The organism is Kitasatospora sp. DSM 101779 (genome assembly GCF_025655475.1).
Taxonomy (GTDB): Bacteria; Actinomycetota; Actinomycetes; order Streptomycetales; family Streptomycetaceae; genus Kitasatospora.
This window is the reverse complement of the sequence record NZ_JAHTIK010000001.1, coordinates 4,050,545-4,077,530: the sequence shown is the minus strand read 5'-3', so window position 1 is coordinate 4,077,530 and position 26,986 is coordinate 4,050,545. Positions and strand designations below refer to the sequence as shown.

Genomic DNA, 26,986 nt, shown 5'->3' with positions numbered 1-26,986 from the left:
GGAGCCGGCGGTCCGTCTCGTGCAGCAGCCACTCCGGGTCCACGCCCTGCGGGGCGGGCAGGTGGTGCCGGGTCGGACCGCAGGCCAGGGTGCATCCGTCGACCCGTCCGGCGGCCACCGCGAAGGCACCGTCCAGGGCGGCCATCGTGCACATCAGCTGGAGCTCGGCCGCGCCCAGCAGGTCCCGCGCGACCAGTTCCGCGCCGGTCCGGTCACCGGCGGCGCCCGCCCGGCAGGCGGCCTCCCAGTCGGTGGTGCTGACCCGCCCGGAGCGCAGCAGCAGGGTGGCGACGTCCGGCGCGCCGGGGGAGTCGACCGCGGTGACGACGCCGGCGGCGAGGTGGAACACCCCGCCGGGGTCGCCGAGCACGGTGAGGGTGCCGGAGGGGTGCCCGCCCGGGGTGGTGGCGAGGGCGGTGGCCAGCCGCCCGGCGGCGTCCGTCCGCACCACGGCGGGCAGCGCGGAGCCGGCGGCAGGCCGCGGTGCCGTCACGCCTGAGCTCCGCGGTCTGCGCGGCGATCGGAAACGATCAGAAAAAGCCCCGCACCGGCAGCGCGGAGAAATATTCGGCCGGTCCCGGCGAATTCATGCACGACTCCCCCTCGGCGGAGGCCGAATACCGGCGAATTCCCCGCCGATGGCAACGTGCGACATCCAACCGCTCCTGTCGATCCGTAGTCAAGCCACTCCACCGTGTGATGGACAGCGGCAATTCCGGCGTGATATCCCACGGGCGTTTCATGGAATGTCCACGGCAACAACGCCGCTGGGACTGCCGCCCGTCCGGCCCGGTTGGCAGACTGGCGGGATGACGTCGAGTTCGCTGGGCAAGGGCGCCAACGTGATCGTCGCGGCGCCGGAGGTGCGGGCCGCGTTCTCCTGGGCGCAGGCGCCGGACGGTCCGGAGGTCCGGGTCTGGGCCGTCCTGCTCGGTGCGGACGGCCGGGCCCTCGGGGACGGCGGCGCGGTCGGCGGCCCCCGCCCGGCCGACCCCTCGGGCCGGATCCGGCTGAGCGGCGCCCGCACGGTCGATGCGGACCTGGCCGGCCTCCCACCGGAGGTCGAGCGGATCCTGCTCTGCGCCACCGTCGAGGACGGGCGGCTGGGACAACTGCGCGGCCTGGAACTACTGCTGACGGACGGCCGGACGGGCGTGCCGCTGGCGCACTTCCCGGTCGACGCCGGCCGGGAGACCGCGGTCGTCGGCGGCGAGCTCTACCGGCGGGCGGGCCAGTGGAAGTTCCGTGCCGTGGGCCAGGGCTGGGACACCGGTTGGGCCGGCCTCACCGCCGACCACGGAGCCGTCGAACCGTCCGGAGCCGTCGAACCGTCCGACGAGCAGTCGCCCGCCACGACAGCGCCCGCCACGGCACCGCCCGCCACGGCACCGCCCCCTCCGCCGCACCTGCCTCCCCTGCAGGAGACCCCGCGGACGCCGGCGGCCGAGCAGGCGCTGCCGGTGGACATCCGCAAGCGGCTCTCGCTGCGCAAGCAGCAGGTGGCGGTGAGCCTGGAGAAGCACGGTGCTGCCGGCGTCCGGGCCCGGGTGGTGCTGGTGCTGGACGCCTCCGGGTCGATGTCGGGCCTCTACCGCCGCGGCACGGTCGCCGGCGTGGTCGAGCGGATGGCCGCGGTCGCCGCGCAGTTGGCCGAGGACGGCCGGATGCACGCGTGGACCTTCGCGACCCACCCGGCCCGCCTGCCGGACCTGCACCTCGCCGAGCTGCCGGAGTGGATCCCGACCCACGTACGGGTCGGCGAGCTGACCCTGTTCGGGCGGCCCAGGAAGCCCCGGCGCGGCCTGCTGCCGGGCCAGGTCGACATGCGGACGGTCGGCATCCAGAACGAGGAGCAGAAGGTCATCGCCGAGGTCCGCGCGCACGTCCGGGCGCACCCCGTGGCGGATCCGACCCTGGTGCTCTTCTTCTCCGACGGCGGCGTCTACCGGAACGCGGCCATCGAGCAGGAGCTGCGGGCGGCCGTGGAGGAGCCGGTCTTCTGGCAGTTCGTGGGGCTCGGGCAGGCCGACTACGGGGTGCTGGAACGGTTCGACACGCTGCCCGGCCGCCGGGTGGACAACGTCGGCTTCTTCGCCGTGGACGACATCGACCTGATCTCCGACCCCGAGCTCTACGACCGGCTGCTCACCGAGTTCCCCTCCTGGCTCGCCGCCGCCCGGCGGGCGGGCATCCTGCGCTGACATTGCGGGGTGATCACCCGGCCGTGCGTCAGAGCACCGGCGGACAGTGGACGTCCGCCCACACCCGGGCGGCCGCCGGCACATCGGTGATCAGGGCGTCGGCGTGCCGGTCGGCCGCCGTCCGCCAGTCGGCCTCCCGGTCGGGCGTCCACACGTAGACCTGGCGGCCGGCGGCGTGCTCGGCGGCGATCCGCCCGGGGGTGGCGAGCGCCAGGTCGAGGGCGATGCCGTCGAGCCGCAGCCCGCCCGGGTCCTGGGCGACGGCCCGGCCCTGGAGGAGGACGACCGGCAGCCCGGGAGCGGCCTCGTGGGCCGCCCGGAGCACGGCCGGGAAGAAGGAGTACAGCACCACGTCGGCCCCGCTCGCCGCGGCTGCGCGGGCCGCCCGGGCCGCGTCCCCGGGGCTGTGCTGGTCCTTGATCTCCATGAGCAGTCTCGTCCGGGTGCCGGAGAGCTCGCGGAGCAGTTCGTCGAGGGTGGGGACGGGCTGCGCCGGTCCGGGGCCGGCGGTGACGTGCAGGGCGGCGACCTGTGCGGCCGTCAGGTCGGCCACCCGGCCGTGGCCGTCGGTGACCCGGTCGACGCTGTCGTCGTGCATCAGCACCGGCACGCCGTCCCGGGTGGTCCGCACGTCGGTCTCCAGCCAGTCCGCCCCGCCCGCCAGCGCGGCCCGGAAGGCGGCCATGGTGTTCTCCGGGGCGGCCTCCGGCGCTCCGCGGTGACCGGCCACCGCGAGCGAGGGGCAACGAGGGTCCGAGGGCAGGGGCGCGGGTCGGCGGACCGTGCGCAGGCTGCTGTCGTGCATGCCGCCGGCGGGCAGCACGAATGCGGTGATCACCAGGGTTGCGGCGACCACCGTTGCGGTCCGTACGGTCCGCCGGGAGGTTCTCATGCCGCGGATGATGGGCCGGCGTGCCTCTCCGGCCCGCTGTGTCACGGCTGATCTGCGCCGCTCGGCCCAGCCCGACCGCCCGTCCGGGTGACGGCCGTGACGGCGGCGGGGTGACGGAGCGGCAGGTGCCGGCCGGCGCGGCGGGTGCGCCCCGGTCGGGGCCCCGCCTCAGCCGGCGACCTCGTCGGGCCCGGTGAAGCCGGGCGGGGTGTAGCCGGGGCTGGTGAACTCGGCCGTCCGCGGCTCGCGTCCCTCCGGGTCGGTGAGCCCCTCCACGCCGGGGCTGGTGAATCCGGCGCTGCTGTACCCGGGCCGGCTGTAGCCGGGGCTGAGGAGGTCGGGCGGCACCGGCCGGCCGGCGGGCTGCGGGGACAGTGCCGGAGTGGAGCCGAGGTTGTCGTGGAGGTAGGGGAGCAGGGCGCGGTCACGCAGGGCGGTGTGCCAGGCCCCGCGGGCCTCGGCGACGTCGGCGGCGAGGCTCGGGTCCTGTCCGGCCGGCCCGGCGGAGCCGTCCCGCAGGGCGGTCAGCAGCAGGCCGACGATGCCGACGGCCATGGCGGCGGTGCCGACCGCAATGGCGGCCCAGCCGGCGGTGACCACGCTCCGGCCGAGCGGCAGGGCGGGCCGGGCGGCGCGCAACGCGTACCCGATGGCGAGCAGCAGCGCGGCGGCGGACCAGGACAGGATCGGCGCGAGCACGGTGAGCACCGGGAACAGGCCCGCTCCCTCGTCGGAGCGCAGTCGGCCGGAGAGCTCGCCGCCGAGCCCGCCGCCGTGGACGTGGGTCTGGCCGGGCGTGCGTCCGAGGTTCTCGCGCAGCCCGAGGTAGTGGCGGTACTCCGGTGCGGCGGCCGCTGCCACGGTCTCCGCGTTGAGCATCGCCTTGGTGCGCAGCTGTTCGGCGTTGAGATGGGGTTCTGGGGCGCGCAGTGCTTCGAGGATGGTGGCATCGCGCAGTGCTTCGTCGAGGATGCGCTCGTAGTCCGGGCGGTCCTCGGCGAGCAGGTGCGGGGCGTCGGTCATGGGGACCCCGTTCCGCTGATTCACGGAGGTGGACTGGTGCGACGCGGCGGCCCGGGTGGCGGGCGGGCGGCTGCGTGGTGCCTCGATGGTAGGGGTGACCACCGAGGCTCAGACAGTCGCTTTCCGGATTTTCAGCGCCTTCCGCGGACGTTCCGGGCCGTTCGTCGACGCTCCGTCAGCCGGTGCCGACACCGCGTCAGGAAACGGCCGTGGTGTTCAGCCCGCGGCGGCGGTGTTCAGTCCGCCGCGGCCGGCGGAGTTCAGTTCACCGGCAGCCGGGCGATCAGCAGGCGGCCCTCCATGGTGACCCCGCCGTCCATCGCGACGGCCAGCTCGTCCGCGTAGATGTACGGGCCGGGGACGTGCGGCGGCGCGCCGTCGTCCGCGTGCACCGCGCCGGTGAGGTACGGGATCGGGCTGTGGCCGTGCACCACGCGGTAGCCGCCGTACGCGGCGAGCAGCTCGTGGACGGCGTCCGGGCCGTTCTCGCCGCGGAAGGCGAACCGCTTGGTGAAGCGGCGGAAGCAGTCCCACCACTCGTCGACGCCCTCGTCCGCGAGCAGGACGTGGACGGCGTCGTTGACCTCGGCGATCGACTCGCCGTACTCCAGGTAGGCGGTGGTGTCGGAGTGCAGCAGCAGGTGGCCGTCCTCCAGCGCCATCGCGGGCAGCCGGGAGAGCCAGCTGATGTGGTGCGACTCCAGCCGGTCCAGGTCGTGCTGCTGGCCGCCGTTGAGCCGCCAGGCGGCGAGGAAGGACGCGGTGCCGGCGGTGGACTGGACGGGCTCGTCCCCGTACTTGGCGGCGCCGAGGAAGAGCAGTTCGTGATTGCCCATCAGGGCCCGGCAGTAGCCACCGGCCGCGGCGGCCTCCGCGGCGAGCTGCATGACCAGCTCGATCACGCCGATGCCGTCGGGGCCGCGGTCGGTGAAGTCGCCGAGGAACCACACCCGGGAGCGGCCGGCCGCCCAGTGGCCGTCCGCGTCGATCAGCGAGGCCTGGCGGAGCGCGGCGAGCAGTTCGTCCAGGTAGCCGTGCACGTCGCCGATCACGTACAGCGGGCCGGGTGCCTCGCCGGGCTCCGGCTGCGGGTACGGGAAGTTCACCGGCTGCTCGGTGAGCGGCGGCCCGAGCTCGATGGTCGGCGGGTCCTCGCCGGTCGTGGCGGCCGCGGTCGGCTGCTCGTGGGCGGCCTGCTCGTGAACGGCCTGCTCGTGAACGGCACGGTCGTGGAGGGCCTGCTCGTGACCGGGCCGGTGCAGGGTGCCGAGCTGCACGGTGGCGTCGTGGCCGCCGGGGTGCGCGCCGTGCTGGGCCGGGGAGTGCCAGTGCTGTTCGAGGTAGTGCGCGCCGCCGTAGCCGCTGTAGGTCTCGTCGTAGCCGTAGCCGGCCGGCGGCTCGGACGGTTCGTAGTAGGAGCCGTACGGGAGCACGTCGAGGTCCTGGTGGTGGCGGGGGCCTGAGTGGGGCAGATCAGGCCCGGGGAAGCGGTCCTCGGGTGTCATTCGACCATCATAGGAAGACCACTCTCCCGGCGTCCTCACCTGGTGGGCATCCAATCCTTCGGAGCGTCACCGGGTCGGGCCGGGCGGCCCGGTCCGACCCGGTCTGGGATGGTCTGGACCTCGTGCCGGAGCCTGCCGGACCCCGGCCCGGCACGGTGGGCCGCCGGGGCTCAGCCACCGCCCGGCGAGCGGGGCGGACTGACCGTCCTGCGGGGGCTGCGCCGCTGCGAGGAGGCGCGGACGATCAACTCGGTCGGCATCAGGGTGCCCGGCGGCGGACCCGTCCCCGCGGTGCGGAAGCGCGGCGGGAAGAGTCGTGATCCCTCCGCGCGGTGGCCGCCCGCCGAGCCGGGGTCGACTCCCTCGATGGCGTCGATCAGCAGGTTGACCACGGTGGTGCCGATCTTGCGGGGCTTGAGCGAGAGAGTGGTGATCGGCGGTTCGGTGCCCGCGTACACGTCGCTCTCGCTGCAGCAGACCAGCAGCAGGTCCTCCGGGACGCGCAGGCCGTACCGGCGGGCGGCGGCCAGCAGGTCGGTGCCGTTGGGGTCGAAGAGGCCGTAGACCGCGTCCGGCCGGTCCGGCCGGGCGAGCAGCCGGTCGGCCGCGACGGCGCCGGCCGCCGGGTCGTGCGCCGGGTAGGTCTCGTAGACCGGCTCCTGGCCGACCCGCCGGCACCAGCCGAGGTACGCCTCGGTGGAGAGCCGGGTGTAGGTGTCGGTGCTGGTGCCGGTGAGCAGGCCGATCCGGCGGGCGCCGGCCTCCGACAGGTGGTCCAGGATGTCCAGCACGGCGGCCTCGTGGTCGTTGTCGACCCAGGCGGTCACCGGGCAGTTGCCCGGCTTGCCGTCGCTGACCACGGGCACGCCGGACCGGTAGAGCTCGGTCACCAGCGGGTCCTGGTCGGGCGGGTCGATGACCACCGTGCCGTCCAGGGCGATGTTGCTCCAGACGTCGTGCCGGGACGACGCGGGGAGCACGACCAGGGCGAAGCCGCGGCCGAGCGCCGCGCTGGTGGCGGCCCGCGCCATCTCCGCGAAGTAGGCGAACTCGGTGAAGGTGAACGGCTCCTCGCCGTACGTGGTGACGGTGAGGCCGATCAGCCCCGATCGGCCGGTGCGCAGGGTGCGGGCGGCCGCGGAAGGTCGGTAGCCCAGGCGCTCGGCGACCTCGCGCACCCTGCTTCTGGTCTCGTCGGGCAGGCGGCCCTTGCCGTTGAGGGCGTCGGAGACCGTGGTGATCGACACTCCGGCGGCCGCCGCCACGTCCCGGATGCCGGCCCGCTCCAGGCGCCGCGAGGTGGACCGCCGACCGCTCTGGTTTGCTGCTGCTGTCATGGCGGACCGATCGTATGGCGCATGACAGCAGGCTGTGACCGGCCCCGGCCACCGGTCTGAAGATACGTTTCTCCAAGAGTCGGAACGGATCACACCCTTCGATACCCGCTCCGATCAGGGCCTGTTACCTCTGACATGTGCCGTGGGAACGCGGCAGAATGGCTGATCTGCACCCGTAACCCGATCGGGCATCTCACCCGCATGGGTGAGCCCGGCCGGTATCGTGCGGGGCACCCGACCGGGGTGGCGCGGGTGTGTGGCGAGGGGCGGCGCGGGATCGGCGAACCCGGCGTGCGCGGCCCGGCACGTGCGCCCAAGAGAGCACAGAAGGAGAACGACCGTGAGCGGTACCGCAGCGCAGGGGCCCCGGCTGAGGCCGACCCTGGACGGCATCCCCACCTACAAGCCGGGCAAGCCGGCCGGTGCCGACGCGTACAAGCTGTCCTCCAACGAGAACCCCTACCCGCCGCTGCCCGGCGTGCTGGAGGCGGCCACCGCCGCCGCGGGCTCGTTCAACCGCTACCCGGACATGGCCGTCACCGGCCTCACCGAGGAACTCGCCGCCCGCTTCGGCGTCCCGGCCGAGCACATCGCCACCGGCACCGGCTCGGTCGGCGTCGCCCAGTCCCTGGTGCTCGCCACCGCGGGCCCCGGCGAGGAGGTGATCTTCGCCTGGCGCTCCTTCGAGGCCTACCCGATCATCACCCAGGTGGCCGGTGCCACCCCCGTGCCCGTGCCGCTGACCGCGGACGAGGCGCACGACCTCGACGCGATGCTCGCCGCGATCACCGACCGCACCCGGCTGATCTTCGTCTGCAACCCGAACAACCCCACCGGCGCCGTGATCCACCGCGCCGAGCTGGAGCGCTTCCTCGACGCCGTGCCCGGCCACATCCTGGTCGTGGTCGACGAGGCCTACATCGAGTTCATCCGGGACGCCGAGGTGCCCAACGGCATCGACCTCTACCGCGACCGGCCGAACGTCTGCGTGCTGCGCACCTTCTCCAAGGCCTACGGCCTGGCCGGCCTGCGGGTCGGCTTCGCGGTCGCCCACGAGCCGGTGGCCACCGCGCTGCGCAAGACCGCGGTGCCGTTCGGCGTCAGCCAGCTCGCCCAGGACGCCGCCGTCGCCTCGCTGCGCGCCGAGGAGGCGCTGCTGGAGCGGGTCGAGACGCTGGTCGCCGAGCGCAGCCGGGTGCTTGCCGGGCTGCGCGCCCAGGGCTGGACGGTCGTCGACTCGCAGGCCAACTTCGTCTGGCTGCGGCTCGGTGAGCGCACCGTGGACTTCGCCGCCGCCTGCGCCGCCGCCGGCGTGGTCGTCCGGCCGTTCCCCGGCGAGGGCGTCCGGGTGTCGATCGGCGAGACCGCCGGCAACGACATCTTCCTGGCGGCCGCCGAGGCCTTCCGCAAGGAGCTCTGAGCGGAGAGGGTCCCGAGCCCTTCCGTACGGGCCCGCTGCCGGTGACGGTGGCGGGCCCGTCGTGTGCCCGCGTCCGGTCCCGTCCGCACCCCGGCAAGTTCAGAAGGTCGGACGTAAAGACTGGGAACTCCCTGGGAGGCGGATCAACGGTTCATCCCCAAGGGGTAGAGAAAGCCGCCCTGGTGCGGTGATGCGCGTTGATTGTCCGGATTGGCATCACCAGTCCGCTCCCAGGAAGGCGCCAGCAACCGGAAAGAGCACAGGACGAAGCTGTCCGCCATGAAGGTGCTCCCGCGACGGCGCCGTGCCGTCCTCGTCAACTCCGCGCTCGGTGTGGCCCTGCTCGGCGGGGCCGCGCTGGCGTACACCACCGTGGACTCCGGAACCAGCTCCGCCGCGAGCGGCTCGCGTGTGCGGACCGCCACGGTCGCCAAGGGCACGGTCCTGGCCACCGTGTCCGGTTCCGGCACGCTGTCCTCGCCCTCCGACACCGGGCAGGACTTCGTCACCGGCGGCAGGCTCACCTCGGTCAAGGTCGCCGTCGGCGACACCGTGACCAAGGGCCAGGTGCTGGCCACAGTCGACACCACCGCCGCCCAGCAGGACGTGGACGCCGCCGAGTCCGCGCTGTCCACCGCCAAGGCGAACCTCACCAAGGCCAAGGCCGGTGAGACCGTCACCACCACGTCCGGCGGCTCCGGCGGATCGACCGCCGGCACCAGCGGCGGCCGCGGCGGCAGCGCCGCCCAGCAGACGCCGACCACCACGACCACCACCAAGGTGGACGCCGCCCAGGTCGCCCAGGCCCAGCAGCAGGTGGACGCCGCCGAGACGGCCCTCACCAACGCCGAGACGGCCCTCGCCGGCACCACCCTCAAGGCCACCGCGGACGGCACCGTCGCCTCGGTCGCCGGCAAGGTCGGCGACACCGTGAGCGGCACCGGCGGCTCCTCCTCCGGCGGCGGCTCGGGCACCGGCAGCAAGACCAGCAGCGGCACGGGCACGGGCAGCAGCGCGTCCTCCTCCACCACTCCCACCGGCTTCGTGGTGCTGACCAACCCGACCGGCATGCAGGTGACCGCCAACTTCTCCGAGCTCGACTCGCTCAAGCTCAAGAAGGGCGAGTCCGCCACCGTCACCCTCAACGCGCAGTCCGACACCAAGCTGAACGCCACCGTGCTGTCCGTCAGCTCGCTGCCGAGCTCCTCCGGCGGCAACGGCGGCAGCGCCGCCGTCCAGTACGGCGCGGTGCTGCAGATCAGCAGCGACACCAGCAGGCTGCGCACCGGCCTGAGCGCGACCATCTCGGTCGTCGTCGGCGAGGCCGACAACGCGCTCTCCGTGCCCACCGCCGCACTCGCGGGCACCGGCAGCTCCCGCACCGCCACCCTCGTCCACGAGGACGGCTCCACCGAGCGGGTGTCGGTCACCGTCGGCATCGAGGGTGACACCACCGTCCAGGTGGTCGAGGGCCTCGCCGAGGGCGACAAGGTCGAGCTGACCTCCACCACCGCCGGCACCGGCAACGGCTTCCCGAACGGCGCCTTCCCCGGCGCGGGCGGGGCGGGCGGCGGGCTCGGCGGAGCCGGCGGCTTCGGCGGCGGCGGTGCCCGCACCACCGGCGGCACCCGCACCGGCGGCGGCACCCGCTGATGGCCGCCACCAAGCCCCCGGTGATCCGGATCAGTCGGGTCACCAAGTCGTACGGCCAGGGCGACTCCGCCGTGCACGCGCTGCGCGGCCCGTCGGCACCGGGCACCGGCGAGCCGCTGGGCGTCAGCCTCGACATCGAGGAGGGAGACTACGTCGCCGTGATGGGCAGCTCCGGCTCCGGCAAGTCCACGCTGATGAACATCCTCGGCTGCCTGGACGTACCGACCTCAGGCCGCTACCTGCTCGACGGCACCGACGTCGGCCACCTCGACGAGGGCCGGCTGTCGCTGGTGCGCAACCGCAAGATCGGCTTCATCTTCCAGTCGTTCAACCTGGTGCCCCGCACCACCGCCCTGGCCCAGGTCGAGCTGCCGCTCGCCTACGCCGGGGTGCGGGCCGCCGAACGGCGTCGCCGGGCGCTGGCCGCGCTGGAGCTGGTCGGCCTCGCCGACCGTGCCGGGCACAAGCCCAACGAGCTCTCCGGCGGTCAGCAGCAGCGCGTCGCGGTCGCCCGCGCCCTGGTCACCGCGCCCGCCATGCTGCTGGCCGACGAGCCCACCGGCAACCTCGACTCCCGTTCCACCGCGGAGGTGCTGGCGATCATCGACCGGCTCAACGCCGCCGGCCGCACGGTTGTGGTGATCACCCACGAGGACGAGGTCGCCCTGCACGCCAAGCGGGTGCTCAGGCTGGTCGACGGCGCGATCGTGGACGACGTCCGCCGCGCGCCGGTGGACGGCCCGCCGCCCGCCCTCGCCGCGGAGGTGCCCGCATGATCCTCTGGCAGATGATCCGCTTCGCGGTCGGCGGCCTGGTCGCCAACAAGGTCCGCTCCGCGCTCACCATGCTCGGCGTGCTCATCGGCGTCGCCTCGGTGATCCTGCTGCTCGCCGTCGGCAACGGTTCGTCGGAGGCGGTGAAGGCGTCCATCACCTCGCTCGGCACCAACGCGCTGACCGTCTCCTCCAACGCCGGCCGCGGGTCCGCCACGGCCGCCAAGGCGCTCACCGTGGCCGACGCCAAGGCGCTCGCCACCGACGCCGACGCCACGTCGATCAAGTCGGTGGCGCCGGTCGTCACCACCACCGGCACCGCGCTGTACGGGAACATCTCGTACCAGCCGGGCTCGATCGTCGGCACCTACCCGGCGTACTTCGAGACGTCCAACCTGAGGATCAAGGACGGCGACTACTTCTCCAACGACGACGTCCTCAACTCCCGCAAGGTGGCGGTGATCGGCGCCACCACCGCCAAGCAGCTCTTCGACACCGAGGAGCCCGTCGGCAAGCGGATCACCATCGGCGGCACCCCGTTCACCGTGGTCGGCGTGCTCACCGCCAAGGGCTCCACCGGCTTCAACGACCCGGACGACGTGGTGATCGCCCCGCTGCCCACCGTGCAGAACGCCTTCACCGGCTTCGGCTCGGTCAACCAGATCATGGTCCAGGCCGCCTCCGCCGAGGCCACCACCGAGGCGCAGAGCGACATCACCCGGATCCTGATGGGCACCCACGCCATCACCGACGCGACCAAGGTCGACTTCCGGATCAGCAGCCAGACCTCGCTGCTCACCGCCCGGGAGTCCACCACCAAGACCTTCACCGTGCTGCTCGGCGCGGTGGCGGCGATCTCGCTGCTGGTCGGCGGCATCGGCATCACCAACATCATGCTGGTGACCGTCACCGAGCGGACGAGGGAGATCGGCATCCGCAAGGCGCTCGGCGCCCCGCGCGGGGTCATCCTCGGCCAGTTCCTCACCGAGTCCACCCTGCTCTCGGTGACCGGCGCCGGTCTCGGCGTCGCCGCCGGCCTGATCGGCTCGCACTTCACGATCGTCGGCATCGAGCCGGTGGTCATCCCGGAGTCCGTCCTCGGCGCCTTCGGCATCGCCGTCGCCATCGGACTGTTCTTCGGCAGCTACCCCGCCAGCCGGGCCGCCTCGCTGCGCCCGATCGAAGCCCTCCGCCACGAGTGACCCAGGAGCACCCGACATGACCAGCGAGAACGAGCCCGGCCGCACCCTCGGCCCGGTCGAGGCGACCGAGCTGCTCAACACCGCGCCCGACGCCCGCGACATCGCCGCGGAGCTCGCCGCCCCGCCCCGCCCCCGGCTGCCCTGGCCCACCCTGGTGCTGGCCGGCGCGGTGATAGCCACCGCCGCCTTCGCCGGTGGCGCCTGGTACGCCAAGGACGACGGCAACGGCGCCGGCCGGCAGGCGGCGGCCGGCCGGCAGGGCGCCGGCCCTGGCGGCTTCGGCGGCTACGGCGGCTTCCCCGGCGCCGGCGGCAACGGCCGGGCCGGGACCGCGGGCGGGAACGCCCCCGGCGGGCAGAACGGCGCCGGTTTCACCCGCGGCACCGTCGCCTCGGTGGACGGCACGACCGTCTACCTCACCGATGCCTCCGGCAACACCGTCAAGGTGACCACCGGCGACAGCACCAGGGTCAGCCTCAACAAGGAGGGCAAGGTCGGCGACCTGCAGCCCGGACAGACCGTCACCGTGCTCGGCCAGAAGGGGTCCGACGGCTCCTACACCGCCACCCAGCTCACCGAGGGCGCGGCCGCGGGCGGCTTCGGCGGCTTCGGCGGGCGGGGCGCCGGCGGTGGTGCGGGCGGCGCGGGCAACGGCACCGGCAGCCGCTGACCCACGGCGGGCCTCGACCGGAGTCCTTGACCTTTTCTTTCATGGCGAACCTGACGCAGCCTCACTAGGCTGTCATGGCTCGACATGTACAGATAAATCGGGGGAATCGTGTCGGAGAACAAGCCTGCCCGCGGTGGCGGTGGCGGCGGCGCGACCGCGCTGGGCTGGGTGCTGACCATCGGCCTGAACGTGGTGGCGCCGCTGCTCACCTACAACAACCTGGTCGACCACGGCCACAGCGAGGTCACCGCCCTGCTGCTCTCCGGCCTGTGGCCGGTGGTCGACGTGATCATCTACCTCGCCTGGCACCGGCGGGTCGACGAGTTCGCCGCGATCACCCTGGTCTTCCTGGCGATCACCGTGCTGGTCACGGTGGCCGGCCCGAACAGCGCCCGCCTCCTGCTGGTCAAGGACTCGCTGGTGACCGGGCTGTTCGGGGCGGTCTGCCTGGCCTCGCTGGCCGCGCCCCGGCCGCTGATGTTCTACTTCGGCCGAAAGTTCGGCACCGACGGCAGCGCCGAGGGCCTGGCCCGGTGGAACGGCCTCTGGCAGTTCGAGGGCTTCCGCCGGGTGCAGCGCAACCTGACCCTCGGCTGGGGCCTCGGCTACGTCGCCGAGGCGCTCGTCCGGGTCGGCCTCACCTACGTGCTGTCCACCGGAGCGATGGTCGCGGTGAACTCGGTGCTCTCCTACGGCGTCACCGGCCTGCTCGTGCTGTGGACGGTGCTCTACGCCAAGCGCGCCCGGGCCCGCGGTGCGGCGGCAGCGGCAGCCGCGGCGACTTCGGCGGTGACCGTCGGGTAGCCCGGCGGAGCGCTTACGATGGCGGGGCCCATCATCCAACTTTCATCAACCCCGCATAGCCTTCCCGGGCTATCGTCCGATGAGAAGATTTCGTGAGGACCGGGAGGCGTAGCGCACGTGTCAGGGACAGTACAGACCGCAAGCGGGCCGGCCGCTCCCGGTGAGGCGTTCCTGCTGGTCGTCGACGACGAGCCGAACATCCGCGAACTGCTCTCCGCCAGCCTGCGGTTCTCCGGCTTCCGGGTGGCCTCGGCGGCGACCGGCGAGGAGGCCCTCGCCGCCGTCGCCGCCGAGCGGCCCGACCTCGTCGTCCTCGACGTGATGCTCCCCGACCTCGACGGCTTCACCGTCGTCGAGCGGCTGCGCGACCAGACCCGGTGGCCGACCGCGGGCGAGCACGTGCCGGTGCTGCTGCTCACCGCCCGGGACGCCACCGGCGACAAGGTCCAGGGCCTCGCCCTCGGCGCGGACGACTACGTCACCAAGCCGTTCAGCCTGGAGGAGCTGATAGCCCGGATCCGGGCGATCCTCCGCCGGGCCGGCGGCCCCGCCGAGGACGGCCGGCTGGTCGTCGCCGACCTCGCCCTCGACCCGGTCGCGCACGAGGTGACCCGGGCGGGCCGGCCGGTCTCGCTCTCCCCCACCGAGTTCAAGCTGCTTCACTACCTGATGGCCAACGTCGGCCGGGTGGTCTCCAAGGCGCAGATCCTGGACCACGTGTGGGCCTACGACTTCGGCGGCGACCTCTCGATCGTGGAGTCCTACATCTCCTACCTGCGGCGCAAGCTCGACTCCGGCGCCACCGTGCACGGGCCCAAGCTGATCCACACCGTCCGCGGCATCGGCTACGCGCTACGGCGCCCGCCGCAGGCCTGACCGGTGCTCGCCCGGCTCTCCCTGCGCGTCCGGCTGCTGGTGCTGGCCCTGCTGCTGGTCACCACCGGCCTGGTGGTCAGCGACACCCTGGTCATCGCCACCGTAGAGTCGCAGCTGATCGAGCGCACCGACCAGCAGTTGCAGCGCTTCGGCGAACCGCTCTCCCGCCGTGTGCCCGGCCGGATGCCCGGCCAAGGGGGCGGCCAGGGCACTGGGCAGGGTGCGGGTCAGAGCGGCACCGGCCAGCGGGCCGGGGCGGGCAACGGCCAGGCCGACGGCAGCGGGGGCGGCACCGGGCGCCGGATCAACCAGTTCCTGCCCAGCCAGTACGTCGTCCAGTACCTGGCCGCGGACGGCGCGGTGGAGATGGTGCTGCGCCAGCCGGTCAGCGACTCCGACGGCGCCCCGTACCTCGGCGGCCTCACCGGCGGCACCCTGGCGGCACACAGGAGCACCGCCTTCGACGTCCCCGCCGAGCGCGACGCCGGCGAGTGGCGCGTCCTGGTGCTGCCGGTCGACCCGGGTGCCGCGGTCGGCATGCCGACCGGCAACCCCGGCGCCGCCGCGACCGGGCAGGGCACCCAGCTCCCCGCCTACGTGCTGGTGGCGGTCTCCCTGGACGACGTCCGTGGCACCGTCAACCGGTTGCGCACCGCCTTCCTGGCGATCGGCGGCGCGGTGCTGCTGCTGATCGCCGTGCTCGGCCTGTTCGCCGTCCGGGCCGGACTCGGCCCGCTGCGCCGGATCGAGGAGGGCGCCGCCCGGATCGCCTCCGGCGAGCTCTCGCACCGGATGCCCGAGCTGGCGCCGGGCACCGAGGTCGGCCGGCTGTCCGCCGCGCTGAACGGGATGCTGGCCCAGATCGAGGCGGCCTTCGCGGCCCGGGCGGAGTCCGAGGCCCGGATGCGGCGCTTCGTCGCCGACGCCTCGCACGAGCTGCGCACCCCGCTGGCGGGCATCCGCGGCTTCGCCGAGCTGCACCGGATGGGCGCGCTGCCGGACACCGACCGGGCGATGGACCGGATCGAGGCCGAGGCCGTCCGGATGGGCGGCCTGGTCGAGGACCTGCTGATGCTGGCCCGGCTCGACGAGGAGCGCCCGCTCGACCTCGCGCCGATGGACCTGCGCACGCTGGCCGCGGACGCGCTGCACGACCTGACCGCGCTGGACCCGGGCCGGCCGGTCTCGCTCACCGGCCCTGCCGGCGCCGGGGCCCCGCAGGCCGCGCCGGTCATGGGCGACGAGGCGCGGCTGCGCCAGGTGGTCACCAACCTGGTCGGCAACGCGGTGAAGCACACCCCGCCGGGCACCGCGGTGCGGATCGGCGTCGGGTCGGTGGACGGCCGCTGCCTGCTGGAGGTCGCCGACCGGGGGCCGGGCATGACGGGCGACCAGGCCGCCCTGGTCTTCGAACGGTTCTACCGGGTGGACGCCTCGCGCAGCCGTCGGGATGGCGGGGGAGCGGGCCTCGGCCTGGCCATCGCCTCGGCCCTGGTGAATGCGCACGGCGGCACCCTGACCCTGGACACCGCGCCGGGCGACGGCGCCGCCTTCCGGATGCTGCTGCCGCGCCAGCTCTGAGCCGGTCGTACGCCGGCCCGTCCTGTCAAGTGCCAGGTCGTCGAACCGACGTGCCCGGACGCCGCTTGTGACCGCCGTGGATCACGTCGGATCATCCGATGGACGCACGAACACACCCCCGCCTCATCTGCCGATGTAGGGGTGGTGCATACTTCGCTTGTGAACGTGTTCACTTTCACAAGCGGACAAGCTTGGCACGCTTCGTCGTGGATGCGTGCTAGACACCCGTTTGTCCGGATGATGGCGGATTCAAGGAGAGCGCTGTGGACCTGGCAGTCGCGCACGAGACGGTCGCCAGATGGCAGTTCGGCATCACCACCGTCTACCACTTCCTGTTCGTCCCGCTGACGATCAGCCTGGCCGCGACCGTCGCCGGTCTGGAGACGGCCTGGGTCAGGACGGGCAAGGAGAAGTACTTCCACGCCACCAAGTTCTGGGGCAAGCTCTTCCTGATCAACATCGCGATGGGCGTGGTCACCGGCATCGTGCAGGAGTTCCAGTTCGGCATGAACTGGTCCGACTACTCGCGCTTCGTCGGCGACGTGTTCGGCGCCCCGCTCGCGATGGAGGCGCTGATCGCCTTCTTCTTCGAGTCCACCTTCATCGGCCTGTGGATCTTCGGCTGGGACCGGCTGCCGAAGAAGATCCACTGCGCCTGCATCTGGATGGTCGCGATCGGCACCGTGCTGTCCGCGTACTTCATCCTGGCCGCCAACTCCTGGATGCAGCACCCGGTGGGCTACAAGGTCGACGCGGCCACCCACAAGGCGCAACTCACCGACATCGCCCGGGTACTGTTCCAGAACACCACCCTCGTCCAGGCCTTCCACACCCTCACCGCCGCCTTCCTCACCGGCGCCGCCTTCGTGGTCGGCATCGCCTCGTACCACCTGTGGCGGGCCAAGCGCGGCAAGGAGACCGACGGCCGGAAGACCGCCGCGATGCGCACCTCGCTCCGGGTGGGCCTCGCCATGGCCGTGGTCGCCGGCCTCGGCACCGCCGTCAGCGGCGACACCCTGGCCAAGGTCATGTTCGAGCAGCAGCCGATGAAGATGGCCGCCGCCGAGGCGCTCTGGGACACCCAGTCGCCCGCCCCGTTCTCGATCTTCGCGGTCGGCGACGTCTCCCGCGGCCACAACTCGGTCGAGCTGGAGATCCCCGGAATACTGTCCTTCCTCGCCCACAGCGACTTCTCCAGCTCCGTCCCCGGCATCAACGACACCGCCGCCGCGGAGGCCGCCGAGTACGGCGGGCAGCCGCAGGACTACATCCCGAGCATCTTCGTCACCTACTGGGGCTTCCGCCTCATGATCGGCTTCGGTATGACGTCCTTCGTCGCCGCGCTGATCGGCCTGTGGACCACCCGGCGGAAGTTCTGGCTCGCCGAGGAGTACCGCACCGGCGAGGAGGAACCGCCCCGCCTGATGCTCACCAAGCACCGCGAGATGAACACCTTCTTCACCCAGTGGAGCTGGCGGATCGGCATCCTCACCATGGGCTTCCCGCTGATCGCCAACAGCTTCGGCTGGATTTTCACCGAGATGGGCCGCCAGCCCTGGGTCGTCTTCGGCCTGATGAAGACCGCCAACGCCTCCTCCCCCAGCGTCGGCGTCGGACTGCAGACCGGATCGCTGATCACCCTCACCGCGCTCTACGCGATCCTCGCCGTCGTCGAGGTCGGACTCCTGGTCAAATACGCCAAGCCCGGCCCCGACACCTCGGAGCGGCCGCCCGCGAAGGACCCGGTGCTGCGCGGCCCGTCCGACGGCGACGACGCCGACAAGCCCCTCGCCTTCGCCTACTGAGGACGGAAACGGCATGCACCTCCACGACCTCTGGTTCATCCTCATCGCCGTCCTGTGGACGGGCTACTTCTTCCTCGAGGGCTTCGACTTCGGCGTCGGCATCCTCACCCGCACCCTCGCCCGCAACACCAACGAGCGGCGCGTCCTGATCAACACCATCGGCCCGGTCTGGGACGGCAACGAGGTCTGGCTGCTGACCGCAGGCGGCGCCACCTTCGCGGCCTTCCCCGACTGGTACGCCACCCTGTTCAGCGGCTTCTACATCCCGCTGCTGGTCATCCTGGTCTGCCTGATCGTCCGCGGCGTCGCCTTCGAGTACCGGGCCAAGCGCACCGAGCAGAACTGGCAGCGCAACTGGGAGCTGGCCATCTTCTGGACCTCCCTGATCCCCGCCTTCCTCTGGGGCGTCGCCTTCGCCAACATCGTCCACGGCGTCGACATCGACGCGCAGAAGAACTACGCCGGCACCTTCTGGGACCTGCTGAACCCCTACGCGATCCTCGGCGGGCTCACCACCCTGGTGCTCTTCACCTTCCACGGCGCCGTGTTCACCGCGCTCAAGACCGTCGGGGAGATCCGCGAACGCTCCCGGGCCCAGGCCCTGCGGCTCGGGCTCGCCACCGCCGTCCTCGCCGCCGCCTTCCTGATCTGGACCCAGGTCGACTCCGGCGACGGCTGGAGCCTCGCCGCCCTGGTCGTCGCCGTCCTCGCCCTGCTCGGCGCCCTGGCGGCCAACCAGGTCGGCCGTGAGGGCTGGGCGTTCGCCCTCTCCGGGGCCACCGTGGCCGCCGCCACCGCGATGCTCTTCCTCGCACTCTTCCCCGACGTCATGCCCTCCACCCTGAACCCGGCGTTCAGCCTCACCGTCGAGAACGCCGCCTCCTCGGCCTACACCCTCAAGGTGATGACCGTCGTCGCCCTGGTCTTCACCCCGCTCGTGCTGCTCTACCAGGGCTGGACGTACTGGGTGTTCCGCCGGCGGATCGGCGTCCAGCACATCCCCGCGCCGGTACAGCACCGATGAAGCCCGTCGACCCCCGGCTGCTGCGGTACGCCGCCGCCACGCGCGCCTTCCTCGCCGGCTCCGTCCTGCTCGGCGGAGCCGGGGCCGTCCTGGTCGTCCTCCAGGCCGGCCTGATCGCCGAGATCGTCGTCCGTGCCTTCCAGCAGCACCGGTACGACCTCACCGGACCGCTGCTCGCCCTGGCCGCCACCGCGGCCGGGCGGGCCGCCGTCGCCTGGCTCACCGAACTCACCGCCCACCGCTCGGTCGCCCGGGTCAAGTCCACCCTGCGCGGCCGGCTGCTCGACCACGCCACCGCACTCGGCCCCGACGCCCTCGACGGCCGCCGCACCGGCGAACTCACCGCCCTCGCCACCCGCGGGATCGACGCCCTCGACGACTACTTCGCCCGCTACCTGCCGCAGCTCGCCCTCGCCGTCGTCGTCCCCGCCGTCGTCCTCGCCCGGATCCTCGGCGCCGACTGGGTCTCCGCCGCGATCATCGCCGTCACCCTGCCGCTCATCCCGCTCTTCATGGTGCTGATCGGCCTCGCCACCCAGGCCCGCACCGACCGCCAGTGGCAGCAGCTCGCCCGGCTCTCCCACCACTTCCTCGACGTGGTCGCCGGCCTGCCCACCCTCAAGGTCTTCGGCCGGGCCCGGGCCCAGGCCCGCACCATCGCCCGGATCACCGACGAGCACCGCCGCGCCACCCTGCGCACCCTGCGGATCGCCTTCGTCTCCTCCTTCGCCCTGGAACTCCTCTCCACCCTCTCCGTCGCCCTGGTCGCCGTCTCCGTCGGCTTCCGGCTGGTCGACGGCACCCTCGACCTGGAGACCGGGCTCCTCGTCCTCGTCCTCGCCCCCGAGGTCCACCTGCCGATCCGCCAGGTCGGCGCGCTCTACCACGCCAGCGCCGAAGGGCTCAGCGCCGCCGGACAGGTCTTCGACCTGCTGGAGACCCCGCTGCCCGCCGCCGGCACCCGGCCCGTCCCGCCGCTCGCCACCACCCCGGTCGAACTCGACGGGGTCACCGTGCTGCGCCCCGGCCGCAGCACCCCCGCCCTGGACGGCGCCACCCTCACCCTGGAACCCGGCACCACCACCGCCCTCACCGGGCCCAGCGGCGCCGGCAAGTCCACCCTGATCGCCGCCCTGCTCGGATTCGTCCGGCCCGACGCCGGCACCGTCCGGGTCGGCGGCCACGACCTCGCCGACCTGGACCCGCAGGAGTGGCGCCGGCAGATCGCCTGGGTACCCCAGCACCCCCACCTGTTCGCCGGAACCGTCGCCGAGAACGTCCGGCTCGCCCGCCCCGAGGCCACCGACAGCCAGGTCCGTGCCGTGCTCGCCGCCGCCCACGCCCTCGACTTCGCCGACCCCGACACGGTGCTCGGCGAAGGCGGCGCGGGCCTCTCCGCCGGCCAGCGGCAGCGCCTCGCGCTCGCCCGCGCCCTGCTCACCGACCGGCCGCTGCTGGTGCTCGACGAACCCACCGCCCACCTCGACAACACCACCGAGGCCGCCGTCGTCGACGCCGTCCGGGCCCTGCACGGCACCCGCACCGTCCTGCTGGTCGCCCACCGGCCCGCCCTGCTGGCCGCCGCCGACCACGTCCACCACCTGCCCGGCCCGACCGCCGACACCGCGGCCGAACCGCTGCCCGCCCGCCCGGCCACCGTCCGGCCCGTGCAGGTCCGGCCCGCCACCGAGGACGGGCCCGAGCCCCACCCGCCGACCCGCCCCCGGCTCGCCGGCGCCGTCCTGCTCGGCACCCTCGCCCTCGGCTGTGCGGTCGCCCTCCTCGGCACCTCGGGCTGGCTGATCTCCCGCGCCTCCCAGATGCCGCCGGTGCTGTACCTGATGGTGGCCGTCACCTCCGTCCGCGCCTTCGGCATCGGCCGGTCCGTCTTCCGCTACGCCGAGCGGCTGGTCTCCCACGACGCCGTCCTCAAGGCCCTGGCCGGGGTCCGGGTCGCCGTCTACCGCCGCCTCGAACGGCTCGCCCCCGCCGGCCTGCCCGCCTACCGCCGCGGCGACCTGCTCGCCCGCCTGGTCGCCGACGTCGACGCCGTCCAGGACCACCACCTGCGCTGGCGGCTGCCCGCGGCCGTCGCCGTGCTCGTCTCCGCCGGCTCCGCCGCCGCCCTCGGCCTGCTGCTGCCCGCCGCCGGGGCCGTCCTCGCCCTCGGCCTGCTGCTGGCCGGCGCCGCCGTCCCCGCGCTCGCCACCAGGATCTCCGGCCGCGCCGAACGCCGCCAGGCCGCCGCGCGCGGCGCCCTCACCACCGCCGTCGTCGACACCCTCACCGGCACCGCCGAACTCACCGTCGCCGGCGCCCTCCCCCGCCGCCTCGCCGCCGCCCGCGACGCCGACGACCGGCTCACCGCCCTCGCCGCCCGCTCCGCCGCCGGCACCGCCCTCGGCGCCGGACTCACCACCCTCGTCACCGGACTCACCGTCGTCCTCGCCGCCGCCGTCGGCGTGCACGGCGTCAGCACCGGCGCCCTGTCCGGGGTCTGCCTCGCCGTCGTCGTGCTCACCCCGCTCGCCGCGTTCGAGGCCGTCGCCGGGATGCCCACCGCCGTCCGCTTCCGCGAGCGCAGCCGCACCGCCCGGGCCCGCCTCGACGAGGTCCTCACCGCCCCCGAACCCGTCACGGAACCCGCCGAACCCCGCCCGCTGCCCGCCGACCCCTTGCCGGTCGCCGTCCGCGGCCTCACCGCCCGCTGGCCCGGACAGCACACCGACGCCCTGCACGACGTCGACCTCGACCTCGCCCCCGGCCGCCGGATCGCCGTCGTCGGCGCCTCCGGCTCCGGCAAGACCACCCTCGCCCACGTCCTCCTGCGGTTCCTCGACCAGACCTCCGGCAGCATCACCCTCGGACCGGACACCGTCGACACCCGCAACCTCACCGGCGAGGACGTCCGCCGGGTGATCGGCCTCTGCGCGCAGGACGCCCACGTCTTCGACAGCTCCCTGCGGGAGAACCTGCGGCTCGCCCGGCCGGACGCCGACGAGGACGCCCTCCGTGAGGCGCTCGCCGCCGCCCGCCTGCTGCCCTGGGTCGACACCCTCCCCGACGGGCTCGACACCATGGTCGGCGAACACGGCGCCCGCCTCTCCGGCGGCCAGCGCCAGCGGCTCGCCCTCGCCCGCGCCCTGCTCGCGGACTTCCCCGTCCTGATCCTCGACGAGCCCGCCGAGCACCTCGACCTGCCCACCGCCGACGCCCTCACCGCGGACCTCCTCGCGGCCACCGCCGGCCGCACCACCCTCCTCATCACCCACCGCCTCGCCGGCCTCGACGACACCACCGTCGACGAGGTCCTCGTCCTCGACCACGGCCGCATCGCCGAACGCGGCCGCTGGTCCGACCTCATCACCCGCCCCGGCTCCCACCTCGCCACCCTCGCCCACCACGAAGTCACCCCGGTGGCACAGGGGTAGCCGGTCAGGGGCGCGGGGGACTGCGGGGATCACCCCCCGGGGGCGGAACTGCGCAGTCCGGGGCGGGGCATACCTACGGGACTGGGGCAGCCACAGCAGGGACGCCGCGGACTGCAGGGACACCCCCAGCGCCCCTGGGGTTGACCTCCGCCGTTCCCAACTCCCCTGGCGGTGCCCTCCCTGCGGGGTGGCTTGGTGCGGCATACGCTCGGCTGCATGGAGTCGCCTGCCGACCGGGGCCGGGGTCGGGCCTCGGAGATCTCGTCGCTGGGCCTGGACACCCTGGTCAGCGAGGTGTCGGAGCGCCTGCAGTCGGCCGCCGCGGTCACCGACCGGATGCAGCGCCTGCTGGAGGCCGTGGTCTCGGTCGGTGCGGGTCTGGACCTGCACGTGACGCTGCAGCGGATCGCCGCCGGCGCGGCCGAGCTGGTCGACGCCGAGTACGCCGCCCTGGGCGTGGTCTCCCCGCAGGGCGGGCTCTCCGACTTCATCCACGTCGGCATCGACGACGAGACGGCGGCCGGGATCGGCGAACTCCCCTCCGGCCGCGGCATCCTCGGGGTGCTGATCGACCACCCCGAGTCGCTGCGCCTGGCCGATCTGCGACAGGATCCGCGCTCGTCCGGATTCCCGCCGCACCACCCGCAGATGACCTCGTTCCTGGGTGTGCCGATCCGGGTCCGCGGCAAGGTGTTCGGGAACCTGTACCTCACGGAGAAGCTGGGTGGCGGCGGCTTCACCCCGGAGGACGAGCAGGTCGTCCAGGCGCTGGCGACGGCCGCCGGCGTGGCGATCGAGAACGCCCGGCTGTACGAGGCTGGGCGCCGCCGCGAGCGGTGGATCGCCGGTGCGGCGGCGGTGACCACGGCCCTGCTCTCGACGGACGAGGCCGAGGTCGCGCTGACGGTCGCCGCGGAGCAGGTCCGGGAGCTGGCGGCCGGCGCCCTGGGGATGATCCTGCTGCCGACCTCGGACGGCAGGCTGCGGGTGGCGCACGCCTCGGGCGAGGCCGCCGAGTTCGTCCGGGGCGAGCTGATGCCGCAGGGCGGGTTCGCGGGGCGGCTGCTGGCGGGGGAGAGCGTCTACTTCGACGACATGTCCACCGATCCGGCCGTCGTGCTCCGGCTGGCCCGCCGGTTCGGTCCGGCGATGGCGGTGCCGATGGTGTCCTCGGGCCGGGTGCTCGGCGGGCTGGTGGTGTGGCGGACGAGGGGGGCGGCACCGTTCACGGGCGGCGAGAAGCAGCTCGCGCAGACCTTCGCCTCGCAGGCGGCGCTGGCGCTTCGGCTCGCCGAGGGCCAGCGGGACCAGCAGCGGCTGGCGGTGTTCCAGGACCGCGACCGGATCGCCCGCGACCTGCACGACCTGGTGATCCAGCGGCTGTTCGCCACCGGGATGATGCTGGAGGGGGCTGCCCGCAGGGCGGTCGTCCCGGAGGTGAGGGAGGGCATCGGCAAGGCGGTGGACGAGCTGGACGCGACGATCCAGGAGGTCCGCACCACGATCTACGCCCTGCAGCACGACACCGGGAACGAGCCGGACACCCTGCGCACCCGGGTGCTGCGGGAGGCCAGCCAGGCCGCGGCGGCGCTCGGGTTCAAGCCGTCGGTCGGGTTCACCGGTCCGGTGGAGAGCCTGGTGGGGGCCGGTACGGGCCGTCAGCTGCTGGCCGCGCTGCGGGAGATGCTGTCGAACACGGCCCGGCACGCGCGGGCCTCCCGGGTGGCGGTCGAGGTCGACGCGACGGTGCATCTGGACGACGAGGGGCGGCCGCTCGCCGGCGATCCCGAGGCGCTGGAGAGTGGGCGGCCCGGGGTGCTGCTGACCGTGACCGACGACGGCGTCGGGATCCCCGTGGGCGGTCGCCGCAGCGGGCTGCGCAACCTCACCCGGCGTGCGGAGGCGCTGGGCGGCGACGCCTGGCACGAGCCCGGCCCGCGCGGTCGCGGCACCCGGGTCCGCTGGACGGCCAGGCTCTGACCGTCCGCGTCCGCGTCGCCGTCCCGTCCGGGGGGTCGGACCCGGGGCTCAGAAGAGTGTCTCGATGACGGCCGCCACGCCGTCGTCCTCGTTGCTCACGGTGTGCTGGGCCACGGCGGCGAGCACGTCCGGATGGGCGTTCGCGACGGCGTACGAGGCGCCGGCCCAGGCGAGCATCTCCAGGTCGTTCGGCATGTCTCCGAAGGCGACCACCTCGGAGCGGTCGATGTCCTGTTCCCGGCACCACCGGGCCAGGGTGCTGGCCTTGGTCACGCCGGCGGCGCTGATCTCCAGCAGGCTGACCGGGCTGGACCGGGTGATCTCGGCGAGGTGCCCGGCGGCCTCGCGGGCCCGGCGGAGGAAGGTGTCCGGGTCGAGGTCGGGGTGCTTGGCGAGCAGCTTGAAGAGACCGGCGACGCGGCCGTCGGCGATCAGCTTCTCGGCGTCCGCGACCGGGTGCTCCTTGTCCGACTCCCACATCACCAGGGTGTACTCGGGCTCCCGCGCGAAGCCGCCGGGGAACTCGAAGGCGAAGGCCGTGCCGGGCAGCCGCTCGCGCAGCGCGCGGACCACCGCCAGGGCCTCCTCCGCGTCGAGCGGGAAGGTCTCCAGCAGTTCGCCCCGCCGGACGTCGACGACCGCGCCGCCGTTGGAGCAGATGGCCACCCCGTGGCCGCCGATGTGGCCGCTGAGCTGAGCCATCCAGCGCGGCGGCCGGCCGGTCACGAAGACCACCTGGAGCCCGGCCCGCTCGGCTGCGGCCAGTGCCGCCGCCGTCCGGTCGGAGACGGTGCCGCCGCTGCACAGCAGCGTGCCGTCCAGGTCGGTGGCGATCAGGCGGGGGCGAGGGGTGGTGGGGGTCACCGGTCCATCTTCGCGTACCGTGCGGCGGCCCCGGGAGGGGGCGGTCCCTGGAGGGGGCGTCGCCGGACCCTCCCGGGCACCGGGATCGGGCCGCGCACGGCGGCGGCGCGGCGGTGCGTGCCGCCCGCCGCCGGGGACTACTGCGGCGGCACCTTCGCCAGCAGGGCGGCCAGCACCGTGCGGGACTGCTCGCGGGCGGCCGTCAGGCCCTGTGCCTGCTCCACCTCGACGAACACGCCGACCACCGTCGCGCCCTTGCGGGCCGCGACCCGGACGAACGGGAACTCGCCCGCCGTGCCGTCCAGCGCGGAGGCCTGCCCCTCCTCGGCGTAGACCTCGTCGGCGGCGGTGGTCCGCGGCGGTGCGACCTCGCGGGTGGCCCGGTACTTCCGGCCGTACCGCCCGTCGACCACCTGCTGGCACCGGCGGGCGTCGGTCCGCAGGGCGGAGACCGCCTCGTGCGCGTCCTCGGCCCGTACGTACACGTCGGCGGACGAGCGGCCGGTCACCGCGGTGGCCGCGCCGGCGGCCGGACGGCGTACCGCCCGCGTCATCGTGCCGATCCGGCCGGTGCCCTCGGAGCTCGGCACGTACTCGCAGGAGGTGTCGACCATCCGCTCGGCCAGGGCGGCCACCTCGTACGGCTCGCCGGGAACGAACCCGGCCGCCCACTCCTGCGGCTTCAACGCCACCGAGGCGGCGAGCGCGGGCGCGTCGGGCGCCTCCCGCACCGCGGGCGCACTCGAGCCGGCCGCCCCCGTGGCGGACGGCGCGGCGGCCGCGGACGAGGGCGCGGTGGCGCCGCCCGAACCGGACCCGGCACACGCGGAGAGCAGGAGGACGGAGGCGAGGCCGCAGACAGCGGTGGTCTTTCGTATGAATGGATGTGTCACGGAGAACAACTAAATCATCATCAGATCGCACCGGAGGGTCACGGTTCGCGATCGTCGCGGGGCGGCGGGAAGCCGCTGCTCGGGGCGCGGTCCGACTAGGGTCGACGGCATGCGACTGAGCACGGTGATCCTCCCCGTCCACCGGTGGGCCGAGGGACAGAAGATCTGGCGACGGGCCGAAGAACTCGGCTTCCACGCCGCCTACACGTACGACCACCTGTCGTGGCGGACCTTCCGCGAGGAACCGTGGTTCGGTTCCGTCCCGACGCTGACCGCGGCGGCGACGGCCACCGAGCGGCTCCGGCTGGGGACGCTCGTGACGTCGCCGAACTTCCGCCACCCGGTGACCCTGGCGAAGGAGCTGATCACGCTGGACGACGTGTCCGGCGGGAGGGTGACGCTGGGGATCGGGGCCGGCGGGACGGGCTTCGACGCCACGGCGATGGGGCAGGAGGCGTGGTCGCCGAAGGAACGGGCGGACCGCTTCGGCGAGTTCCTGCCGCTGCTGGACGGCCTGCTCCGCAACGATGCCACGACGAGCGAGGGCACCTACTACTCGGCGATCGAGGCGCGGAACATCCCGGGCTGCGTCCAGACACCGCGGCTGCCGTTCTACGTGGCGGCGACCGGGCCGCGCGGGCTGCGGCTGGCGGCGGAGTACGGGCAGGGCTGGGTGACCTACGGCGACCCGAAGGGCCCGGCGGAGGTGCCGGTCGAGCAGGCTCCCGCGGTGATCGCGCGGCAGATCGAGAAGCTGACCGCGGCCTGCGCGACGACGGGCCGGGACGTGGGCGAGCTGGAGAAGGTGCTGCTGCAGGGCTCGACCGCGGAGAAGCCGCTGCAGTCGGTGGACGCCTTCGTCGACTGGGCCGGCACGTACCGGGAGCTGGGAATCACGGAGCTGGTGGTCCACTGGCCGGTGCCGGACTCGATCTTCGAGAACGACCTCGCCGTCTTCGAGGAGATCGCCACCGAGGGCCTCGCCCAGCTGGACCGGTGAGGAACCGGCCGCCGACGGGGCCGGGGCGCTCCCCGCGGTCCGCGCCGCCGGT

General features: G+C 73.7%; 20 protein-coding genes and 1 pseudogene. 14 read left to right on the top strand and 7 right to left on the bottom strand.

The genetic code is table 11. The annotated features are described in order from the left end of the window. Nucleotides 1-493, bottom strand: a pseudogene (locus KSNIM_RS18485) (hypothetical protein); the annotation flags it as partial. Between the two features lie 316 nt (nt 494-809). Here KSNIM_RS18485 and KSNIM_RS18480 point away from each other — a divergent pair. Then, the gene (locus KSNIM_RS18480) at nt 810-2,201 is read left to right on the top strand and encodes a vWA domain-containing protein (RefSeq protein WP_263104319.1); all 1,392 of its coding nucleotides are present in this window, start codon (nt 810-812) and stop codon (nt 2,199-2,201) included. A 28-nt stretch (nt 2,202-2,229) separates the two neighbouring features. Here the strand turns inward: KSNIM_RS18480 and KSNIM_RS18475 are convergent, their stop codons facing one another. From KSNIM_RS18475 to KSNIM_RS18460, 4 genes are all read right to left on the bottom strand, one after another. Next, on the bottom strand, nt 2,230-3,093 hold the full coding sequence (locus tag KSNIM_RS18475; protein ID WP_263104317.1) for a glycerophosphodiester phosphodiesterase: 864 nt from the start codon (nt 3,091-3,093) through the stop codon (nt 2,230-2,232). Between the two features lie 168 nt (nt 3,094-3,261). After that, nucleotides 3,262-4,116, bottom strand: a complete 855-nt coding sequence (locus tag KSNIM_RS18470; RefSeq protein ID WP_263104315.1) for a hypothetical protein — start codon at nt 4,114-4,116, stop codon at nt 3,262-3,264. A gap of 260 nt (nt 4,117-4,376) precedes the next feature. After that, nucleotides 4,377-5,621 (bottom strand): metallophosphoesterase, encoded by a 1,245-nt coding sequence (locus KSNIM_RS39115; RefSeq protein ID WP_317634031.1) that lies wholly within the window; start codon nt 5,619-5,621, stop codon nt 4,377-4,379. A 170-nt stretch (nt 5,622-5,791) separates the two neighbouring features. Next, the gene (locus KSNIM_RS18460) at nt 5,792-6,958 is read right to left on the bottom strand and encodes a LacI family DNA-binding transcriptional regulator (RefSeq protein WP_263104313.1); all 1,167 of its coding nucleotides are present in this window, start codon (nt 6,956-6,958) and stop codon (nt 5,792-5,794) included. A gap of 340 nt (nt 6,959-7,298) precedes the next feature. On the opposite strand from KSNIM_RS18460, the gene hisC reads away from it, so the two are divergent. The 12 genes from hisC to KSNIM_RS18400 all read left to right on the top strand — a co-directional run bounded on the left by hisC (nt 7,299) and on the right by KSNIM_RS18400 (nt 24,177). Beyond that, on the top strand, nt 7,299-8,378 hold the full coding sequence (gene hisC / locus KSNIM_RS18455) for a histidinol-phosphate transaminase (RefSeq protein WP_263104312.1): 1,080 nt from the start codon (nt 7,299-7,301) through the stop codon (nt 8,376-8,378). A gap of 279 nt (nt 8,379-8,657) precedes the next feature. Continuing rightward, on the top strand, nt 8,658-10,031 hold the full coding sequence (locus KSNIM_RS18450; RefSeq protein WP_263104311.1) for an efflux RND transporter periplasmic adaptor subunit: 1,374 nt from the start codon (nt 8,658-8,660) through the stop codon (nt 10,029-10,031). A 20-nt stretch (nt 10,032-10,051) separates the two neighbouring features. Beyond that, nucleotides 10,052-10,807, top strand: a complete 756-nt coding sequence (locus KSNIM_RS18445) for an ABC transporter ATP-binding protein (RefSeq protein ID WP_317634030.1) — start codon at nt 10,052-10,054, stop codon at nt 10,805-10,807. Then, complete coding sequence (locus KSNIM_RS18440; RefSeq protein ID WP_263104309.1) at nt 10,804-12,006, top strand: ABC transporter permease; 1,203 nt, start codon at nt 10,804-10,806, stop codon at nt 12,004-12,006. Before KSNIM_RS18445 ends, KSNIM_RS18440 begins: the two co-directional genes overlap by 4 nt. Before the next feature lie 16 nt (nt 12,007-12,022). After that, complete coding sequence (locus tag KSNIM_RS18435) at nt 12,023-12,676, top strand: DUF5666 domain-containing protein (RefSeq protein WP_263104308.1); 654 nt, start codon at nt 12,023-12,025, stop codon at nt 12,674-12,676. A 108-nt stretch (nt 12,677-12,784) separates the two neighbouring features. Next, nucleotides 12,785-13,480, top strand: coding sequence for a VC0807 family protein (locus KSNIM_RS18430; RefSeq protein ID WP_263104306.1), 696 nt, complete (start codon nt 12,785-12,787; stop codon nt 13,478-13,480). A gap of 117 nt (nt 13,481-13,597) precedes the next feature. After that, complete coding sequence (locus KSNIM_RS18425; protein WP_263104305.1) at nt 13,598-14,356, top strand: response regulator transcription factor; 759 nt, start codon at nt 13,598-13,600, stop codon at nt 14,354-14,356. Between the two features lie 435 nt (nt 14,357-14,791). Further along, nucleotides 14,792-15,937 (top strand): sensor histidine kinase, encoded by a 1,146-nt coding sequence (locus KSNIM_RS18420; RefSeq protein ID WP_411543870.1) that lies wholly within the window; start codon nt 14,792-14,794, stop codon nt 15,935-15,937. Nucleotides 15,938-16,200: 263 nt separating this feature from the next. Then, nucleotides 16,201-17,742, top strand: coding sequence for a cytochrome ubiquinol oxidase subunit I (locus KSNIM_RS18415; RefSeq protein WP_263104303.1), 1,542 nt, complete (start codon nt 16,201-16,203; stop codon nt 17,740-17,742). 13 nt (nt 17,743-17,755) lie between these two features. Continuing rightward, nucleotides 17,756-18,766, top strand: a complete 1,011-nt coding sequence (gene cydB / locus KSNIM_RS18410; RefSeq protein WP_263104301.1) for a cytochrome d ubiquinol oxidase subunit II — start codon at nt 17,756-17,758, stop codon at nt 18,764-18,766. After that, nucleotides 18,763-22,197, top strand: coding sequence for a thiol reductant ABC exporter subunit CydD (gene cydD, locus KSNIM_RS18405; protein ID WP_263104300.1), 3,435 nt, complete (start codon nt 18,763-18,765; stop codon nt 22,195-22,197). Before cydB ends, cydD begins: the two co-directional genes overlap by 4 nt. 216 nt (nt 22,198-22,413) lie before the next feature. Continuing rightward, the gene (locus KSNIM_RS18400; RefSeq protein ID WP_263104299.1) at nt 22,414-24,177 is read left to right on the top strand and encodes a GAF domain-containing protein; all 1,764 of its coding nucleotides are present in this window, start codon (nt 22,414-22,416) and stop codon (nt 24,175-24,177) included. Nucleotides 24,178-24,225: 48 nt separating this feature from the next. On the opposite strand, the gene KSNIM_RS18395 is transcribed toward KSNIM_RS18400, so the two are convergent. Both KSNIM_RS18395 and KSNIM_RS18390 read right to left on the bottom strand, forming a co-directional pair. Continuing rightward, the gene (locus KSNIM_RS18395; RefSeq protein ID WP_263104298.1) at nt 24,226-25,041 is read right to left on the bottom strand and encodes an HAD family hydrolase; all 816 of its coding nucleotides are present in this window, start codon (nt 25,039-25,041) and stop codon (nt 24,226-24,228) included. A gap of 137 nt (nt 25,042-25,178) precedes the next feature. Next, a complete protein-coding gene (locus KSNIM_RS18390; protein ID WP_263104297.1) occupies nt 25,179-25,934 on the bottom strand; it encodes a hypothetical protein in 756 nt (251 codons plus the stop codon). 109 nt (nt 25,935-26,043) lie between these two features. On the opposite strand from KSNIM_RS18390, the gene KSNIM_RS18385 reads away from it, so the two are divergent. After that, nucleotides 26,044-26,934 (top strand): LLM class flavin-dependent oxidoreductase, encoded by an 891-nt coding sequence (locus KSNIM_RS18385; protein ID WP_411543737.1) that lies wholly within the window; start codon nt 26,044-26,046, stop codon nt 26,932-26,934. The last annotated feature ends 52 nt before the right edge of the window (nt 26,935-26,986 follow it).